The 19083-nt window shown below is 41.8% G+C and carries 15 protein-coding genes; 14 read left to right on the top strand and 1 reads right to left on the bottom strand.

Annotated features, from left to right (window positions below; all coding sequences use genetic code 11):
* The first annotated feature begins 13 nt into the window (after window positions 1–13).
* The 14 genes from tssB to R8O11_RS07205 all read left to right on the top strand — a co-directional run bounded on the left by tssB (window position 14) and on the right by R8O11_RS07205 (window position 18514).
* Entirely contained in the window at window positions 14–544 is a 531-nt protein-coding gene (gene tssB, locus R8O11_RS07270) for a type VI secretion system contractile sheath small subunit (protein ID WP_005387524.1), read from the top strand.
* A complete protein-coding gene (gene tssC / locus R8O11_RS07265) occupies window positions 544–2037 on the top strand; it encodes a type VI secretion system contractile sheath large subunit (protein WP_005375950.1) in 1494 nt (497 codons plus the stop codon). The genes tssB and tssC (R8O11_RS07265) overlap by 1 nt, the downstream gene beginning before the upstream one ends.
* A gap of 52 nt (window positions 2038–2089) precedes the next feature.
* Window positions 2090–3601: a type VI secretion system contractile sheath large subunit gene (tssC, locus tag R8O11_RS07260; protein WP_318194041.1), complete on the top strand. Its 1512-nt coding sequence runs from the start codon at window positions 2090–2092 to the stop codon at window positions 3599–3601.
* A gap of 10 nt (window positions 3602–3611) precedes the next feature.
* Window positions 3612–4406, top strand: a complete 795-nt coding sequence (locus R8O11_RS07255) for a type VI secretion system accessory protein TagJ (RefSeq protein WP_005375952.1) — start codon at window positions 3612–3614, stop codon at window positions 4404–4406.
* A 7-nt stretch (window positions 4407–4413) separates the two neighbouring features.
* Window positions 4414–4878, top strand: a complete 465-nt coding sequence (gene tssE / locus R8O11_RS07250; protein WP_017635621.1) for a type VI secretion system baseplate subunit TssE — start codon at window positions 4414–4416, stop codon at window positions 4876–4878.
* Window positions 4875–6698 carry a type VI secretion system baseplate subunit TssF gene (tssF, locus tag R8O11_RS07245; protein ID WP_017820213.1) on the top strand — a complete coding sequence of 608 codons (1824 nt, stop codon included), beginning with the start codon at window positions 4875–4877 and terminating at the stop codon, window positions 6696–6698. The genes tssE and tssF overlap by 4 nt, the downstream gene beginning before the upstream one ends.
* Window positions 6695–7660 carry a type VI secretion system baseplate subunit TssG gene (gene tssG, locus R8O11_RS07240; RefSeq protein WP_005375963.1) on the top strand — a complete coding sequence of 322 codons (966 nt, stop codon included), beginning with the start codon at window positions 6695–6697 and terminating at the stop codon, window positions 7658–7660. The genes tssF and tssG overlap by 4 nt, the downstream gene beginning before the upstream one ends.
* Window positions 7661–7670: 10 nt before the next feature.
* Window positions 7671–10238: a type VI secretion system ATPase TssH gene (tssH, locus tag R8O11_RS07235; RefSeq protein WP_017820212.1), complete on the top strand. Its 2568-nt coding sequence runs from the start codon at window positions 7671–7673 to the stop codon at window positions 10236–10238.
* A 208-nt stretch (window positions 10239–10446) separates the two neighbouring features.
* Window positions 10447–10926 (top strand): Hcp family type VI secretion system effector, encoded by a 480-nt coding sequence (locus R8O11_RS07230; RefSeq protein ID WP_005375967.1) that lies wholly within the window; start codon window positions 10447–10449, stop codon window positions 10924–10926.
* A gap of 49 nt (window positions 10927–10975) precedes the next feature.
* A complete protein-coding gene (gene tssI / locus R8O11_RS07225; protein ID WP_017820211.1) occupies window positions 10976–12811 on the top strand; it encodes a type VI secretion system tip protein TssI/VgrG in 1836 nt (611 codons plus the stop codon).
* A gap of 11 nt (window positions 12812–12822) precedes the next feature.
* Entirely contained in the window at window positions 12823–13113 is a 291-nt protein-coding gene (locus tag R8O11_RS07220; protein ID WP_005375969.1) for a PAAR domain-containing protein, read from the top strand.
* Complete coding sequence (locus R8O11_RS07215) at window positions 13114–13953, top strand: hypothetical protein (protein ID WP_025767716.1); 840 nt, start codon at window positions 13114–13116, stop codon at window positions 13951–13953.
* Between the two features lie 361 nt (window positions 13954–14314).
* Window positions 14315–15448, top strand: coding sequence for an exonuclease SbcCD subunit D (locus R8O11_RS07210; RefSeq protein ID WP_033907016.1), 1134 nt, complete (start codon window positions 14315–14317; stop codon window positions 15446–15448).
* A 9-nt stretch (window positions 15449–15457) separates the two neighbouring features.
* Window positions 15458–18514, top strand: a complete 3057-nt coding sequence (locus tag R8O11_RS07205; protein ID WP_033907017.1) for an AAA family ATPase — start codon at window positions 15458–15460, stop codon at window positions 18512–18514.
* 59 nt (window positions 18515–18573) lie between these two features.
* Here the strand turns inward: R8O11_RS07205 and R8O11_RS07200 are convergent, their stop codons facing one another.
* Window positions 18574–18954, bottom strand: a complete 381-nt coding sequence (locus R8O11_RS07200) for a cystatin domain-containing protein (RefSeq protein WP_205391153.1) — start codon at window positions 18952–18954, stop codon at window positions 18574–18576.
* Window positions 18955–19083: the final 129 nt, after the last annotated feature.

Raw genomic sequence — 19083 nt, 5'->3', positions numbered from 1 at the left:
AAGGGAGAATGGTATGACGAGTATCCACTCGAAACTATCACGAGTACGGAAGCCTCGTGTCCACATTACCTATGATGTTGAAACTGAAGGTACAACTCTTAAGAAAGAACTGCCTTTTGTTGTAGGTGTAATGGGTGATTTCGCTGGTCAAAACACAGAAGCGTTGAAGCCATTAAAAGACCGCCGTTTTATTCAGATCGATCGAGATAACTTTGACGATGTACTCAAAAAAATGAATCCATCGGTGAAGTTTAAAGTTGCGAATAAGCTTGCGAATGACGATTCACAGTTTGAGGTCGATTTAAACTTTAAATCAATGCAAGACTTTGAGCCTGCTGCGATCGTAAATCAAGTTGATCCACTACGCCAATTGATGGAAACGCGTAATAAACTGCGTGATTTGATGACAAAAGTTGACCGCTCAGAAGAGCTTGAAAATATCCTAGAGGATGTTTTGAACAATACGGACAATCTGGCAAGACTTGCAGGCGAGTTAGATCTTGACAAGAAAGCGAAGTCAGACAGTACTGAAGGAGCGGAATAATGACGACTGAAGCTGAAAAACAGTTAGATCCAACAGTTAATGAACAGACAACTTCATTCTTAGATCAAGCTATTGGTGCGACTAAGCAGACCGAAGCTTCTCGTGCTGAGGAGCTGATTAAAACGCTCGCTGAAGAAGCAATGAAAGGGACAGTTACTTGGAACAAAAACCTAACAGTAACTTTTCGTGAAGCGATTAATTTGCTCGATAGGCAGATTTCTGATCAGTTGTCTGAAGTAATGCATCACCCAGAATTACAGAAACTCGAAGGTTCTTGGCGCGGCTTAAATTATCTAGTGATGAATTCAGAGACCAGCTCTACTTTGAAAGTTCGCATGATGAGCATGACCAAGAAAGAGCTACATAAAGACTTGAGCAAAGCTGTTGAGTTTGATCAAAGCCAGATCTTTAAAAAGGTTTACGAGTCTGAGTTTGGTAGTGCTGGTGGTGAACCGTATGGTGCATTGATTGGAGACTATGAGTTTACCAACCACCCAGAAGATATTGAGTCGTTACGCCTAATGTCAAATGTAGCGGCTTCTGGCTTCTCTCCATTCTTGTCCGCAGCTTCACCAGCACTATTCGGCTTTGATGAGTGGACTGAGTTGTCAAAACCACGCGACCTAGATAAGGTATTTGAATCACTAGAATACGCCCAATGGCGTTCGTTCCGCGAGAGTGCCGATTCGCGCTTCGTTAGTCTGACGATGCCAAAAGTCCTTGCTCGTTTGCCATACGGACAAGCTACCGCTCCAGTCGAAGAGTTTGGGTTTGAAGAGTTCGAAGTAGATCCTGTTTCAGGTATTGCTGTTAACGCTGAACATAACGACTACTGTTGGATGAACTCTTCGTATGTTCTTGGTGTTAAGTTAACCGACGCATTTTCAAAATATGGATTTTGTACTGCCATCCGTGGTGCAGAAGGCGGCGGTCGAGTGGATAACTTGCCAACGCATTTCTTCATGAGTGATGATGGCGACCCTGATATGAAGTGCCCAACAGAGATTGGTATTACCGACAGACGTGAGGCGGAGCTTGGTAAGCTTGGTTTCTTACCACTTTGTCACTACAAAAACACCAACTATGCAGTGTTCTTTGGTGCGCAAACCTGTCAAAAACCAGCGAACCATGAATCCCCTGAAGCAACGGCCAATGCGGCCATTTCTGCCCGCCTACCTTATATGATGGCAACATCTCGTTTTGCGCATTATTTGAAAGTAATGGCTCGAGATAAAATTGGTAGCTTTATGGAAGCAGAAGACGTTGAGTCTTGGCTGAACCGCTGGATCCTAGGTTACGTCAATGCTTCTGAAGGCGGTGGTCAAGAGATCAGAGCGAAATACCCTCTAGCAGACGCTCGTGTTCAGGTTAAGGAAATTCCTGGCGCACCTGGTTCTTACAATGCCGTAGCATGGCTGAAGCCTTGGTTACAAATGGAAGAACTGACCACATCTTTGCGACTTGTGGCAAAGATCCCTCAGTCAGGTGGATAAGAAATGAATTGGCTGGTCGAAAGGCCAGCCATGACCAATCTTTATGTTCTAGATGGAATTAGCAGTGTCACTTAACTTTCGCGACCCTAGCAAGCTAAAACATGAGTTCAGTACCGGAGGCTATGCTGAACTTGATAGCCCGTGGTTGACTCGATTCAATGAATCTTCTGATCTTGTAGCGTCAGCGCGAATTTGGATAGAAGGTACACGTTCAAGAGATTTGGACAGCTTTCGTCATAGTGTGATGAACACAATTAACCGCATTGATGAGCTATTAGAATCTCAACTAAATGAAATATTACATCATCCTGAGTTTCAACAGCTCGAAAGGGGGTGGGTTGGAGTTAGGTATTTATGTGAACAGGTTGATTCTCGTTCATCGGATTCTGTAAAAGTTAAGGTTTTAACGGCGACATGGAATGAAATCAGTAAAGATGCTTTAAAAGCCATCGAGTTTGACCAATCAGCACTATTTAAGTTGCTCTATCAAAATGAATATGGCATGGCAGGGGGAGAACCCTTTGGTGTGGTGGTTGGAGATTATCAGCTTCGCTGTGATCCTAGTAAAAATTATTTTGATAGAGATCTGTCTGTGTTGAGTAAGATCTCTCAGTCTGCAGCTGCAGCATTCAGCCCATTTATCATGTCTGCATCGCCAGAGATGTTTGGTGTTGATAGTTTCGCTCAACTCTCTGCGATAAGAGATATAGCGGCCCAATTTGAACAGGAAGATTATGCAAAGTGGCGTAGTTTTAGAGACAACGATGACGCTAAATTTATTGGTTTGACTGCACCTAACGTCTTGTTCCGTCAGCCATACAAAAGTGATGGCTCGCGGAATGATAAATTCAATTTTCAAGAACACATCTACGACTCCAACCGAGATTTGCTATGGGGGAGTAGTGCGTACTGTTTTGCTGCCGTATCAATTAGAGCATTTCAGGAACATGGTTGGTTCACGCATATGCGAGGGATTAAACAAGGCGATTACAGTCAGGGCATTATCGTCGCTCCTACAAGGAGCAAGATGCGTGTTAACGGCAAGAATGATCGTGAAAGATGTCCGTTAAACTTGAAAATCTCTGAGAGAAAAGAACAAGAATTGTCTGAGTGCGGTTTTATTTCTATTTCTCCAATACCTGAGACTGATATGGTAGGGATGACCTCGAATGTATCTCTCTACAAGCCCAAACAATACGCAGAAAAGCATATTTCAACGAATGCAAAACTGACATCGATGTTGCAATACACATTGTGTGTATCGCGAGTCGCACATTATCTCAAGGTTATGGGGCGTGACAAAATTGGTGGGTATCAAGACGCAGAAAGCCTAGAGCGTGACTTTCAACGCTGGTTACATCAGTACACTACCGCATCAGATGAAGCGTCTGATGAGCTTCGAGCTAAATACCCCCTAAATGAAGCAAAAATTACAGTTCGAGAGAAAAGAGAAACTCCTGGACATTATTACTCAGTTATCCATTTGCGACCGCATTTTCAACTCGATCAAATGGTATCTAGCATTAAATTAATTACCGAATTATCACCAGAGCACATGGTGTAAGGAAATAACAATGACTCAATGGAAAAATGCTTTGTCCCAAGGCCTATTGCAACACGCTCTAGAGCAGTTAACTGATGAAATTAAAGCAACACCTAAAGATGCGAGCTTGAGAAGTTCCTTCATTGAGCTTCTTTGCATTGATGGGGACTTCGAGCGTGCGGACGCTCAGCTCATGCAATCGATTAAATTGTTTCCTGAGTATCTGCCTGGTGCAAGTCAGCTACGACATTTAGTGAAAGCAGCTCAAGCTAGAAAGGATTTTATCAATGGTGCGGCTAGTGCCAAAGTAATAGGTGATGAGGAATTAACTAAAGAGCTTGTTCGATTTAATCTTGCTCTCGGAAATCAAGAGTACGAAGAAGCGTCACGTCTATCGCATCGCATTGAAGAGCATCGTACTATTAAAGGGTTTAACGTAAACGGTACAAACTACGAAGATGCTAGAGATATTGATGATCGTTTAGGTGGTTACATTGAACTGTTTTCTACAGCAGGTAACTATTTTCTTGTACCCATATCGAGCATCCATACGCTAGAAGTTAAAGCACCTACTTCTTTGTTAGAGAGTATTTGGCGACCTGTCGAGTTTGATATCGATGGACTTGGTGAAGGCGAAGGCCATATGCCGTTGACATATGTTGACTCAGAGACCGATGCGCAAAAGTTAGGTCGAGAAACGGATTGGAAGCAGATTGGTGAGCAAGAATCTTTTGTTGGCTTGGGTCAAAAATGTTGGTTAGTCGGTGACTCAGCGCTTCCAATCTGTGATTTGACTACATTATTAGAACAGAAACAAATAGCGTAGAAATATCATGTCGTTAACCGTTTCTCTGCTCGACAAATTGATAGATAGTGATCCTCTCACTCGAGATGAGAAAGACTTCCCTGCAAGCCAGCAACAGATGTTGAGCAGCTTACTTAGAGATCTAGAGTCGATGCTGAATAGTCGTATTGGATGGAAAAATATTCCTGATGATCTTCTAGAGGTTCGTTATTCAATATTGAACTATGGGCTGCCAGATTTTTCCTCAATGCCCTATAGCAGCCAAGAAGGGCAGAATCAGCTTTGCGACATCGTTCATGATGCAATTAAAGAGTTTGAGCCGAGGTTAAGGAACCCTCATGTCCAGATTTCGGACGAGAAAAACGCTATTGATAGAGTATTGAGGTTACAGATAAATGCCACTTGCTTAATTGATAACAGTATTCATGAAGTGCGATTCAATTCTGAAGTAGAGCCGGTAAATTTAGGTATGAAACTGAGTAGAGCAAAATGAGTGAAGAGTTTCTCAAGTACTATAATCGCGAGTTAGCTTATTTGCGTCACAAAGGGCAAGAGTTTGGTGAGCAGTATCCCAAGATTGCCGCGAGACTTCGTATTAGTGAGGAACAGGTTGACGATCCACACGTAGAAAGATTGTTAGAAGGCTGCGCATTTCTAACAGCAAGGATTAGACAAAGCTTAGACAATAGTTACCCTCAGTTTACAGAGTCTTTGATGGGACAGTTATATCCGGATTTTCACGCCCCAATCCCGTCAATGTCAGTCATTAAAATGAGCTGTTCTAACTCCACTTCCTCTTATTTTGATGTAGAAGAAGGCGAGCGAGTTGTTATCGGTGCTACTGGATATCATGAATGCGAGTTTAGAACTTGTTATCCGGTCAGAATGTATCCTGTTGATGTGACCTCTGGCGTTTTTAAAAATGCGCCTTTCAAGCCAGTTGGCTCACGATGGGAAAGCAATGCTCATTCAGTTTTGAAAGTACAGCTCACGGCTCAAGATGAAGAGACTCCTCTTGGTGAAATGGGGATAGAACGGCTGCGCTTCTATTTAAACGGTCAATCTCAATTGACTTTTAAGCTCTACCAAATGCTGTTTCAAAACCTAATTGGTTTATCTGTTGTTGTGGATGGCAAAGAAGTTCGTCCTTTAACCAAAAGACATCTTTCTGAAGTAGGATTTTCAGAAGATGAGAAAGTTGTGCCATACAGTAAAAGAAGCTTTTCAGGAGCAAGATTACTTGTTGAGTATTTGCACTTTCCTGAGAAGTTTATGTTCTTTGATATCACCGAACTTGGATTATCTGAGCTAGATCTTGGAGAGCAAGTCGAACTGTATTTTTACTTTGATACCAACGATGACTGGCTTCCAAAGCAAGTGGACGAAGAAAGCTTAATGGTAGGTTGTGTGCCTGTAATCAACTTATTTAAAAGTATTATGGAGCCTAAGCGTATTCTACCAACTGAATACGATTACCACTTGTCTCCGCAATACCAAGAATCTGAAAGTAATGAGGTTGTCTCAATTTCTGACGTAACGTTGAGAAACTGGAACAAAACGTACCACAATTTGCCATGTTATCACGCTGGTGAGCACACGCATTATACAAACACTAGTGAGATTTATTGGTTGATGAGACGTGAGGATAAGAACTGGGCTGGTGGGTATGATGAGCCAGGTAGAGAAACTTACATTTCTTTTGTTGATAAAAAACATCAATTGTTCAGCCCGGATAGCCGGGAAAACTGGTTAATGTACGTGGAAGCTGAGTGCTGTAACCGCAACTTAGCGCAGAAACTTCCATTTGGAGGTGGGCTGCCGCAAGTATCTTTACCGGAGGTAAATGACAATTTCGAATCTGTTCGTTGTTTAGTTTCTTTATCAGAAACTATTCGGCCAGAAATGGATGAAAGCACACGATGGCAGTTAACTAAGCTTTTAACTTTAAACCATTTTACCGAGGAAGATGGTTTAGCAACTTTGAAGCAGACCCTTAATCTCTATGCATTTTCTGGGACAGCAGAAACGAAAGCGGTAATCGATGCTTTAACTAAGTTAGAGTTTGAGCCTACTACAGGAAGAATTAGTCAGAAAGGCAAAGTTGGATTTGCGCACGGTATAAAAATTATTTTGACGGTTTCTGATCAAATTTTACCTAAAGAGCAGATCTTTCTCTTAGGTAGTGTTTTATCTGTTTACTTCTCGCAATATGCTGAAATTAACATTTTTACGCAGTTAGAAATAAGAATTAAGTCCACGGGAAAGTCTTTCCACCTATGGCCCGCATTAACTGGCGATAAGGTGTTGCTATGAGCGCGGAACAATTTTATCGAGAATTAAAGCAACATCCATTGTTTGAAGCGATTCATCTTATTGAACACGAAGTTCTGCAAGCAGAGGCGCAAATAGGAACAGATGCGTTACCGAAGCATGAAAAGCTAAACTTAAAGGTTAATCCATCATTAGGTTTTGAAAATGCTCAGCTTTGTGAACTGAAAAATATAGATGACAGCAAGTTAGAGATTGAGACCAATTTAATAGGCCTAACGGGTGAGCAAGGTGTGCTTCCCCAGCACTATAGTGAATTAGCTTTACATCGCCAAAAAGAAGGCGATACGGCTATGGTGGACTTCTACGATATTTTCAATCATCGCTTATTATCTCTTTATTATCGATGTTGGCAACTGAGTCAGCTGACTGTTCAGTCTCGTGCGCATGCGCAGGGCGCGCGTTCGCCGTTAGAAAGCTGTAAATCGGCATTAACTGGGAAAGGGAGTTCACTGTCCCGGCACTATGGTGGTGTGTTTGCTTCACCAGTGAGAAGTAAAGGTGGACTGAAAAGTATTCTTGAATGTTTATCTGGATGCCAAGTAAAAGTTCATGAATTTCAAGGACAATGGTTACACCTTACGAAAGAAGAGCAAACACGCCTTGCATCCCGAACTATGCCTGAAGGGCAGTTTGCTCAACTTGGTTTAGGAGCGTCTTTGGGTTCGAAAGCATGGAACATCAACGCGGGGACAACAATAGAATTTCTGCCAAAAGATAAACAGCTAGTTAGTAAATTGCTTCCTAACCAACCCAATATAGCAATCATTAAGAACGCTGCTTATGAGTTGATTGGAAAACATAAACAACTGAAGTGGCAGCTCACCACCAAACATAGTTTGCTACCACAAGCTTGTTTATCGAAACAGCAGGGGCAGTTAGGTATTGGTTCTGTGCTTAAAAAACACGAACGTACAAAAGATCGAACTATAACAATTACTATTTAAAGGAAATGTAATGGCTTCACTCTCACTTTCAGCGTTGGTCGAAAGATTGTCTCCTCAGGCTAAGGAAACACTTGAACAGGCAGCTGCGATGGCAAGCTCCCGAACTCATCACAGTATTGAAATGTCTCACTGGTTAATGATGATTATCCGCCATCCTGACGATATTTACTCTGAAGTTTTTGACGAATTTGATGTCGATAAAATCAAGGTTGAAACCGATATTCAAAAGGCATTAGAAAAATACAAAACAGGATGCCAGTCGGTGCCTGGGCTATCAGCTCATACGGTGACTGTTATGCAAAATGCCTTGTTGTCTGCAACCATTGAATTCAATCAAGAACAGTTGGGGTGCATCCATCTTTTATTTGCCTACTTGTCTGATGATACGTTAGTCAACATGGCTGGTTCGATTAGTCCTGAACTAAACAAGATAGAACCATCTCGCTTATTGAACTTTAAAGAAAGTAATGCGCCTCAATCAAGATCGAATGACTTAGCGCAGTCAAACGCGAATTCCGCCTTGAATCAATTTACAACAGACCTTACTGAGCAAGCTAGGGAAGGTAAAATAGATCCGGTGATTGGTAGAGATAATGAAATTCGCCTAATGATCGATATTTTATTAAGACGCCGACAAAACAACCCGATTCTTACGGGAGAAGCCGGTGTTGGAAAAACAGCCGTTGTTGAAGGTTTGGCGCAAAAGATCATTGATGGCGATGTACCTCCCGCTCTGCAAAATGTGGCAATTAAGTCTCTGGATTTGGCGTTACTGCAAGCCGGCGCAGGCATGAAAGGTGAGTTTGAAAACAGGCTTAAGAACCTTGTTAAGGAAGTAAACGACGCTCCACAGCCTATTATATTGTTCATTGATGAAGCTCATGGCCTAATTGGCGGTGGTGGGCAAGCGGGCCAAGGTGATGCGGCGAATATTCTGAAGCCAGCATTAGCGAGAGGTGAACTCAGAACGATCGCAGCAACAACGTGGGCAGAGTATAAAAAGTATTTTGAAAAAGATGCAGCTTTAACTAGGCGTTTTCAAGTCGTAAAGGTTGATGAGCCAGCCCCTGAACTCGCGATCGAAATGTTACGAGGCTTACTTGATGTAATGGCACAACACCACGATGTTCATATCACTAACCAAGCTCTCAATGCAGCGGTCCAACTGTCAGCTCGATACATTAATGGTCGTCAACTGCCAGATAAAGCGGTTTCTGTTTTGGATACGGCCTGTTCTCGAGTTGCGTTAAGTCAGTCATCTACACCGGGAGGCCTAGATGCGAAAAGAAACAAACTTAAAGCAAAGCAAGCTGAGTATGAGCATCTTAGCCAAGAGAGTCGGCTAGGAGCATCTCTTGATGTGCAGCTGCAAGGTGTCCGAAAAGAGATTGATGCGCTATCTAATGACATTATTGAATTAGAAGTACTTTGGGAAAAAGAAAAAGAATGGGTAAATGAAGCTAAGTCACTTAGAACCCAAATAATCCAGGAGGGTTCTGAAACTGCTAGAGACAAGTTACAAGAGCTTGAAAATAACCTTTCCGCTAACTCACAGCCCTTAGTTTTTTCGCATGTAAATGAAGCGCTAATCGCAGAAGTTATTTCGGATTGGACCGGTATACCGCTAGGTAAACTTCAGGATGATGAAATCCAAGCAGTATTGGGTTTGAAAGAAAGTTTGTGTAAGCGAGTTGTCGGGCAGGATCACGCTTTAGAGCTCATGTCTGAAGTGATAAAAACCGCGAGTGCGCAGCTCACGGATGAGACACGACCAAATGGTGTATTTCTCCTAACCGGACCAAGCGGAGTGGGTAAAACCGAATCGGCTTTGGCGATTGCAGAGAAAGTCTATGGTAGTGAAGAAAATGTCACGACTATCAATATGTCGGAATTTAAGGAAGAGCATAAAGTCTCATTGCTATTAGGTTCTCCTCCTGGTTATGTCGGTTATGGAGAAGGAGGTGTACTGACTGAAGCTGTTAGACGTAAACCTTATAGTGTAATTCTCCTCGATGAAATGGAAAAAGCGCACCCTGGTGTTCAAGATATTTTTTATCAGGTGTTTGATAAAGGCTCAATTAAAGACGGTGAAGGTCGAGATATAGACTTTAAAAACACTATTATTATTATGACCGCGAACACAGGGACCGAAACGACGATGTCTTTGTATTCTGATCCTGATTTATCTCCTGAGCCGTCAGCACTAAAAGATGCTTTACGCGATGATTTGTTGGTCGACTTTAAACCTGCATTTTTAGGGCGTGTGAACGTATTACCTTATTTGCCTCTATCAAGAAAAGTATTGATAGAAATAACAAAATTAAAGTTGGATAAAATTACGACTCGTATTCGTAAGCACTATAACGCTGACCTGTTTTTTGATGAGGAACTAATTAATGATATTGTAGACAATAGCAATGAGTCTGGCAGTGGTGCGCGTGTGGTACAAACAACCATAGAAAATACATTGCTTCCGAAGATTTCTCATGAAATATTGCATGCAATTCTTAATGATAAGACGTTTGATGAAATTATTGTTAAAGGTACAACTAGTGGACTTGATGTCTCAATAGTTTAACATCCTTTACACTCTCAATAATAATTGGGAGTTGGTTCATATTAACTATTATTTTTTATAAAAAACGCTTAAATTAAATCTTATTTAAAGATATAACAGGGCGTATTTAAAATGAAGTTTTTGATACATTAATCACTAATTATCACCAAACGTCAGATAATTAAATTACTACGATATATGTCAATTAATAATGCTATAGGAGATTAGCATGCAGTCTAATACGTATCTTAAATACGCAGATATTAAGGGTGAGGCAACAGCCGAGCAATACAAAGATTTGATTACACTACTATCTGTAGATTGGAGTGTAGGTCGTGAGATCTCATCATACACTGGTACAGCGATGGACCGTGAAGCGAGCGCTACTCGTCTATATGATTTGACTATCACTAAACTTCAAGACCGTTCTTCTCCTGACTTATTTAAAGAAGCGACGATTGGTAAAGGTAAACCAGCGGTTTTCCATATTACTAAGCAGGGTGAGAAGGTTGAAGAGATCATGAAGATCGAACTGACTGATGCGATGATTTCTAACTACTCAGTTTCTATCCAAGACGATCGTCCAGTTGAAACTATCACAATTTCTTACACAGAAATGATGATGACAGTGACTCCTACTGACGATAAGAACAACACTTCTGCTCCATTGGTATACGGCTACAGCGGTGTTAAAGGTCAACAAATGTAATTTTCATGCGGGGGAGTATTCCTCCGCATTTTTTTGAAAGAAGTATTTAATGAAAAGAGCAACTCAAGATAACAATTTCATCCGAATTTCTTCCCCATTCGGTAAAGATGCCATCATACTAAACTCGTTTGAGTATAAAGAAGAGATCTCAGAACTTTTTTCATTGCGTGCTAAAGCTTACTTTAATGATCAACGAAGTGAGTTAAACGAAATTATTGGTAAGGAAGTTACCATTACCCTTGAAAATAATGAGGATGTTTCTTCAAATCCTCGTTATATGCATGGTTACGTTTCTGCTGCAAGATTAGAAGGGAAAAGGGTTTCTAATACACATAAAGGCGAAAATTATAAAAACATAGAATTATTAATAGAGCCTAAATTACGTTTCGCTGAATATCGAAAAAATTGCAGAATATTTCAGCATAAAGATATAAAGGAAATTATCTCTGAAGTACTATCGGAGCATAGTGTTGCCTTTAGTTTTGAGCTAACCAAGTCCTATCCTAAATACACGTACAAAGTACAATATGAAGAATCAGATCTTGAATTTGTTCGACGTCTGTTATCGGAAGAGGGGCTATCATTTTGTTTTACACATACTAAGTCTGCCCATACGCTCAATATTTTTGATGACATCAGTTTTTATAAGCCGGGTACTGAGTTTTTAGTCGATTTTGATACAGGTACGGCGAAATCTAGCCACATTTCTTCTTGGCATGAAACGCAAATTCTGACTACTAAAGCGAGTCAAAAGTCAGGCTATAACATGCTCAAGCCTTCTTCGAATCCTAAAAATACTGCAAAGGGTGAAAGTGATTTTTTTACAGTGCCTGAAAGCGAGTATTTTGAATACATGGGTGAAATGGAGAGCAATGATCAATACGCACTGAGAAACACGCATGCAATAGAAGCACTACAGCAAAATGCATATTTGTGTCGTGGCGAGGCTACGTGCAGAACATTCAGCGTAGGCAAGTGCTTCAAGTTTAAAAAACATGAAGATAAATCTCGAGTTGGCAAAGAATATGTACTGTCTTCTGTTTTTTTGTCTGCTGCTGTTTATAACCAGACTGGTCAAGGTGGCACCGGTGCGCAAGGTGTCAAAGTCTCGTTTAGTTGTGTTGACTCAAAGACAATCCTTCGTCCTTCAGTTAACTATCCGAAACCTCAGATGAAAGGTTTGCAAACTGCAATAGTTACGGGGAACAAAGATGGTGAAATTTACATAGACAAACATGGCCGTATCAAAGTTCAGTTTCACTGGGACCGTGTTGGTAAATACGATGTAAATAGTTCATGTTGGATTCGTGTTGCGCAAAATATCGCAGGTAACGGATGGGGGTCGGTGTTTCACCCTAGAGTCGGACAAGAGGTCATCGTCGAGTTTGTCAACGGAGACCCTGATCAACCAATCGTTACGGGATCACTATATAACGGTAGTCAACTCCCTCCTTACGCTTTACCAGAGCAAAGTTCTCAGAGTGGTTATAAATCACGCTCTGTACAAAAAGGTACATCCAATTTTAATGAGTTGCGCTTCGATGATAAGCCTGGTGAAGAGCACATTTATCTTCATGCTGAAAAACTGTTCCAAATGCTAGTTGAAGACTGTGTTGATATCGCCGTTGAAAACAGTAAAACCGAAAAAGTGACCAATGATGTTAATCAAGAGGTTGGTCAGAACGCGAGCTTGAAAGTAGGTAAAAACTTTTCGAATGAAACGGGTGAAGTGCTGTCTTTTAATGCAGGAAAGAGCGTCGAGATCAAAGTAGGTGGTGCTTCTATTCAGATGTCTAGCTCTGGAGAAATCAATATCAAAGGTAATAAAATATCCATTAACGGCTCAGCTATTGCTCTTAAAGCTGGGCAAATTTCATTGAACTAAGGTGATTTAAAGTGGGTAAACCAGCCGCAATTTTGGGCAGCTTTCATCTTTGCCCTAAAAAAACAGGAAAGATACCGCATGTCGGTGGTCCCGTCGTTGTTGGCTCACCAAACGTAACGATTGGCGGGATACCTGCGGCAAGACAAGGCGACAAGCTTATTTGTATCGGTCCTCCGGATAGTATCTCAGCAGGTTCTTCTAGCGTAACAATCAACGGTAAACCAGCCGCGAGAGTCGGCGATTCAACGTCTCATGGTGGCAAAATTCTATCTGGTATGCCTACGGTTTTAATCGGAGGCTAGATGCCACTCGCATTTCAAACGCATCTTCTATCTTTTAATGGCCGTTCACACACCGTTCGCGAGATAGCTGATGATTCTTTTAGATTGTCCGAGGAAATCCGACCCCCTGACTTTGCTCAATCAATAGATGAGCATATATTAAGCCTCGTGCGCTCTGAGCGCGAGAGTCTTGAGCAAGCTGATATCAAGGGGAATCTCTGTGTTCTTTTACCATCTTCGGTGGACAAAAGTTTGCTTAAAGCATTGATAAGCGAGCTTTCTATTTTCGTTGACCAAACTGTCAATACTGAAATTTACTTTTATCCTTATGGCCAAGCTGCATTTTTGATGGCACTAAATCGGATAAATCGTGAAGTTAATGAAACGCAAGCGACTTGGATACTGGCTATAGAGGTTACGAGTGATGTAGAAGGGCATGTCAAACCTCAAAGCTCTATCATTTTAACCAAGTGTTTTTTTCGACATTCAGGTCTTGTGCCTGATGTTGTTCGAATTGATTTAGATGCCAAACAACAACGCATCGCCGTGGACAAGGTGTTTAAGCAATTAGGAGTAAGTTGTGAACATCCACTCAGTCAATTGTATTTATCCGTTAATAAGGAAGAACCGCAATGGTTAAACTCAATGCAATTCTTGTCTCCGTGGGTGACCGATCAAACTCAGTATCAATTTGTTGATATCAAACTTGGCGGATTGGGTGCATGTGGCGGCGTTTTAAAAGCGTTAGTGATTGATGAGCTTCAAAGAAGCAGCCCCTGCCCAGACTTTCACGTGTTGCAAGCGGACATCGAGTCAGATGGCTATGCGGTAGGAGTAATATACAATTGGCGTAGTGAATAGGTCTGGCTATTGCTTTTCCTTCTAGTAGTAGCTGAGGTTTTAGTGATGCAAATGTTATGGGGGATTGACTCGAAACTGGCCCTTTAATGATGTTTGGACAATGACTAGGCGCAGCTTGCTTTTCAAAATAGCTTTGCTCACCGCGTTTTTACAGTGTTCTTCTCGCTTTCTGATTAAATAGCCAGCCATAGAACACAAACCACATGAAAAGCTGTTCGACTCAAGATATCCTTACCGAAATAAAATAACTTGAGTTTTGGCTTGTTCGAGATCCCACCCGTGACGCATTCCTTTTTATAAACGGTACATGGACTCTGACAGAAGCAAGCCTACTCATAGAATTGGCGGAAAGTGAATTCGAATGAAGTTTATCCACACCTCAGATTGGCATCTTGGTCGACAATTCCACAACGTATCACTACTCGAAGATCAACAAGCAGTACTCGAACAACTGATTAACTATATTGAACGCAACCCCGTCGATGCAGTTGTAGTGGCGGGAGATATCTATGACCGTTCGGTGCCACCAACGGTTGCAATAGAACTGTTAAATCGAGTCGTGAAACGCATTTGTACCGAGTTAGAAACACCAATGATATTGATATCTGGCAACCATGATGGTGCAGAAAGGTTAGGTTTCGGCTCAGAGCAAATGAAAAATGCAGGTCTCCATATTGTTAGCAACTTTGAAGAGATGCTCACTCCCATCATCATAAAAACGGACTCTGCGGACGAGGTCGCGTTTTATGGTATGCCTTATAACGACCCTGAACAGGTCAGGTTTGCCTACAAAGCCTCGGTATCCACTCATGATGAGGCTCATCAATTGCTTGTTGAGCAAATTAAAGAGCGCTTTATCTCTAAGCAAAAGCGCGTGCTCGTGAGTCACTGTTTTGTTGATGGGGCTATCGAGTCAGACTCTGAACGACCATTATCTATTGGTGGTTCTGATCGCGTGAGTCATGAACACTTCTTAGATTTTGACTACGTCGCACTTGGTCATTTGCATCAGCCTCAAAAGAAAGGCGCAGAGCATATCCGTTACTCTGGCTCTCTCATGAAGTATAGCTTTGGTGAACAGAACCAGAGAAAAGGTTTCACGTTAGTTGAACTGGACAAGAAAGGATTTGTTTCTGCAGAGCATATTGATCTTACGGCTCCTCATGAAATGCGCATTGTAGAGGGCGAGCTGGATAAAGTTATTGAGCAAGGCAAAACAGACCCTAAGAATGAAGATTATTTGTTAGTTCGCTTGATGGATAAACATGCGATTTTAAACCCAATGGAAAAACTTCGTTCAGTGTATCCAAACGTTTTACACCTTGAGAAACCTGGCATGTTAATTGGGGTAGAGCAGGAAATGGCGCAAGCAAAGTTGGCGCGAAGCGAAATTGATATGTTCCGAGATTTTTTTATTGAGGCGCAAGATAGCCAGTTGTCTAAAGAGCAAGAGCAAGCTGTTACTGACATTATTAAGCAATTATCACAGCAATAGGGACCAAAGATGAAACCAATTAAACTAACCATGCAAGCCTTTGGTCCGTTTGCAAAAACTGAAATCATTGATTTTGAGAAGCTTGGCAGTAACCCTCTATTTTTGATTAATGGTCCTACAGGTTCCGGTAAAACGTCGATCTTAGATGCCATTTGCTTCGCCCTTTATGGTGAAACCACAGGTAATGAGCGACAAGGTATTCAGATGCGGTGTGACTTATCCGCGCAAGATTTACCAACCGAAGTAGTTCTCGAATTTTCGTTACACGGCAAACAATACCGAGTTGTTCGATCCCCTGAGCAGGAAGCGCCCAAGGCCCGTGGTGAAGGGATGACGATTAAAAAGCACACTGCGGCTCTTTATGAACTCGGTGAGACTGAAACGCTTATCACCAGCAAGACGACTCAGGTTAAAACTGAAGTTAGCAATATTATTGGCTTGAATGAAACTCAATTTCGTCAAGTTATGGTGTTGCCTCAAGGAAAATTCCGAGAACTGTTGCTTGCTAGCTCTAAAGAGCGTGAAGAAATTTTTGGCCAGCTCTTTCAAACTGACATATATAAAAAAATTGAGTACGCGCTCAAAGATAAAGCGAGTGCAATTAGTAAAGCGAAAGGCGAATTTGATAATCAAATTCGAGGTGCTTTACAAGTTGCAGAAGCGAGTTCTGAACAAGAGCTATTACAACAACTGGAACAAGTAACTAAGCAATTAGAGTCTGATAAAAAGAATGAGCAAGCAGCGTTAGATAAGCTCAATACTGCTAAATCTGAATTGCAAAAAGCGGAAACCTTGAATGGAGAGTTTTCGAAACGAGAGCAAGCAGAAAGCGCACTCAAGCTGCATCTAGAACACTCAGATTCGATAAAAGCTCGTCAACAGCAATTAGAAAACGCTAAAAATGCCAATAAGATAGAGTTGCCCTACATCTCATTACAAAATGCAAAAGCTCAAACGCAAGAGCTTAGGCAAAAAATCGTAGCTTTGAAAGAGAGTCTCGAAAAAGCTAATGTCGTTGCGAGAGAACAAGAAAACTTGCAGCAAAGTGCAAAAAAGGCAGCGGCAAAGGTCCCGCAGTTAACGCAACTGCAGTATCAACTTGAAAGTATGAAAAACAAGTTGGTCGAGAAAGACAATTTGGAAAGTAAAATAACGGCGGGTTATCAACAAAAACAACAATTTGAAGCAACGTTAAAACAGTACATAGAACTAAAAGATAAGTTAACGTTACAGGCCCAGCAGGGACAGAAGGAGCTAGAGAAAGCACGAGTTGATGTTGCGCTTATTGGCAGCATCGATGCGGAAATAAAACAAAAACAACGGCTGTTACAGGATCTACAAAAGCTGCATGATCTTACTTTAGAGCTCTCTAAACTCAATGCGCTAACTGTAGGCAAGCAGCAGTCACTACACGAAGCCAGTCAGCGCTATATGCAGCGTCAACAAGCCGCTGATACGATAGAGCTTAAGTGGCACAACGCTCAAGCGGCAGTATTAGCGCAGCGACTAAAAGCAGGTGAAGCATGCCCGGTGTGTGGTAGCGAAACGCATCCTAACCCCGCAACGTTTGTTGAAGAAGCCGTTACAAAAGAGCAAGTTCAGGCGGCTAGAGCGAAAGAGCGAGAAGCTCAAACCTTGTTGAACCAACTAAGCAATCAGCTAGAACAACATAACGTTGTCATTAGTCAGTATCAGAATCAGTGTAACCAGTTGAAAGAGGAGTTGGGTGAGTATGCTACATCTGATATCTCGACGGTTCAAAATGATTTGCAAGCGATCAATGCTCAACTCCTACGTCTACAAGCTATTGATATTGAAAAGCTAGAAAAGAACGTTGAACAGCTTAATCAACGCTGCGTCGTGGGTGAAAATAAAATTCATGAGCTGCAGAATCAAATGGCGGCAAATGAATCAACCGTTAAAGCGAACCAAGAACAATTGGCTCAATTACAAGCTTCTATTGACCCAAAATACAGTTCCGCTGACTTGCTTGAACGTGAAATTTTGCTGACAAACGAGCAAATTCTGAGTTTGAACAAAGGCTTAGAAAAGGCGCAAAACGCTTTGCAGCAAGCGATATTGGAGAAATCAAATGCGGAAAGTCACTTAGCGACGAACAAGCAGTGGTTATCTGAGTCAGAGCAAAAACTTAGCCAAGCAGAATTAGCGTGGAATGAGGCGCTACAGGCGAGTAAATTTGAGGATGAAAGCCATTATCTAAGTAGTCGAGTGGGAGATGATGAACTTCAAGCCTGGCAGCAAGAAATAGACAGTTTCAAACAGGCACAAACCAAGCTTGAGCAAACACTACATGATTTAAATCATGCATTGAAAGATCTTGAAAGGCCTAATTTGGAGTCGTTTAACGACAGGTTAACCACTCTGCAGGCGCAATATATTGAAGTAAGGAATCAACTTGATACCACACGCTCAATATTTGAACGTCTTGAAAAGGTTCGTAAAGATATTGCCGTGTTGCATGAGAAAAATAGTAAGTTAGAAGAAGAATACAAAGTCTTTGGTACGTTGTACGACGTTGCTAGCGGTAAAACAGGCAGCAGGGTTAGCCTACATCGCTTTGTTCTTGGTGTACTGTTGGATGATGTGCTGATTCAGGCCTCTCAACGCTTAAGCCTTATGAGTAAAGGGCGCTATATTCTTGCTCGAAAAACAGAGGGCTTCAAAGGCGCAGCGGGTCGCGGCTTAGATTTAATGGTTGAAGATGGCTACACAGGAAAAACGCGTGATGTTGCGACACTTTCCGGCGGTGAATCATTTATGGCAGCGCTTGCTCTGGCACTTGGTTTGTCGGATGTTGTGCAATCCTATAGTGGCGGTATTCGTTTAGACACTTTATTTATTGATGAGGGCTTCGGTAGTTTAGACCCAGAGTCTTTAGATCTTGCTATTCAAACGCTAGTGGACTTGCAACAGACTGGGCGCATGATCGGTGTTATTTCTCACGTTTCTGAGCTGAAAGAGCAAATGGCGCAGAGGATTGATGTTGAACCATCAAGACTTGGTTCAACGGTGTCGATTAAATCTCAATGTCGCTTCGCTGTCTAATTCAGTGACTACTGTTAGATCAAAAAGCCCCTATTGTTAGGGGCTTTCTGACTAAGTCGCTACTGTTCGCAAAAGTGGCCTTCTTTTGGTGATTGGGTAATCGCATATTCGCCATCAAGGTTGCGATAAACAATCGTGTTCCAAACAGAGCCATCATCCAATTCAAACTCAATAGCATAGTTGACGCCGCTAACGATTTGCGCGTGAACATTCAGTATTCGTTTAAACGACGCTATTGTGTCCATTTTCTTTAAAACAAAGGCCATTGCCTTTTGTGCATCAGGGGTCGCGTTAAACTCATTCCACCCACCTGGCATGTTTCCTTGTGCATTACATACATCTGCCGAGGTCGTTAATTGTGTCGTTTCGCTCGGCTTTTCCTGCTGACAACCTGCAAGTAACGCCAAAAGTGCACAAACTGACACTGTTTTTAATTTCATAACAATAACCTCTGTCTATAACGCAACGTATTATAGGAGGGTGATATGCCTACGAATGTCTATGTTGTGCAAAGTTTCTATATGCATAGGGTTAAATGCTGACAAAATGTACAAGCATGGTCAGCTTGT

Source organism: Vibrio sp. 1288, assembly GCF_033344475.1.
This window is presented reverse-complemented; position numbering and strand designations above follow the sequence as displayed.

Bases quoted from the DNA above. Each gene is read 5' to 3' on its own strand.
- tssB (WP_005387524.1), top strand. From the start codon at position 14: ATGACGAGTATCCACTCGAAACTATCACGAGTACGGAAGCCTCGTGTC.
- tssC (WP_005375950.1), top strand. From the start codon at position 544: ATGACGACTGAAGCTGAAAAACAGTTAGATCCAACAGTTAATGAACAG.
- tssC (WP_318194041.1), top strand. From the start codon at position 2,090: ATGGAATTAGCAGTGTCACTTAACTTTCGCGACCCTAGCAAGCTAAAA.
- R8O11_RS07255 (WP_005375952.1), top strand. From the start codon at position 3,612: ATGACTCAATGGAAAAATGCTTTGTCCCAAGGCCTATTGCAACACGCT.
- tssE (WP_017635621.1), top strand. From the start codon at position 4,414: ATGTCGTTAACCGTTTCTCTGCTCGACAAATTGATAGATAGTGATCCT.
- tssF (WP_017820213.1), top strand. From the start codon at position 4,875: ATGAGTGAAGAGTTTCTCAAGTACTATAATCGCGAGTTAGCTTATTTG.
- tssG (WP_005375963.1), top strand. From the start codon at position 6,695: ATGAGCGCGGAACAATTTTATCGAGAATTAAAGCAACATCCATTGTTT.
- tssH (WP_017820212.1), top strand. From the start codon at position 7,671: ATGGCTTCACTCTCACTTTCAGCGTTGGTCGAAAGATTGTCTCCTCAG.
- R8O11_RS07230 (WP_005375967.1), top strand. From the start codon at position 10,447: ATGCAGTCTAATACGTATCTTAAATACGCAGATATTAAGGGTGAGGCA.
- tssI (WP_017820211.1), top strand. From the start codon at position 10,976: ATGAAAAGAGCAACTCAAGATAACAATTTCATCCGAATTTCTTCCCCA.
- R8O11_RS07215 (WP_025767716.1), top strand. From the start codon at position 13,114: ATGCCACTCGCATTTCAAACGCATCTTCTATCTTTTAATGGCCGTTCA.
- R8O11_RS07210 (WP_033907016.1), top strand. From the start codon at position 14,315: ATGAAGTTTATCCACACCTCAGATTGGCATCTTGGTCGACAATTCCAC.
- R8O11_RS07205 (WP_033907017.1), top strand. From the start codon at position 15,458: ATGAAACCAATTAAACTAACCATGCAAGCCTTTGGTCCGTTTGCAAAA.
- R8O11_RS07200 (WP_205391153.1), bottom strand. From the start codon at position 18,954: ATGAAATTAAAAACAGTGTCAGTTTGTGCACTTTTGGCGTTACTTGCA.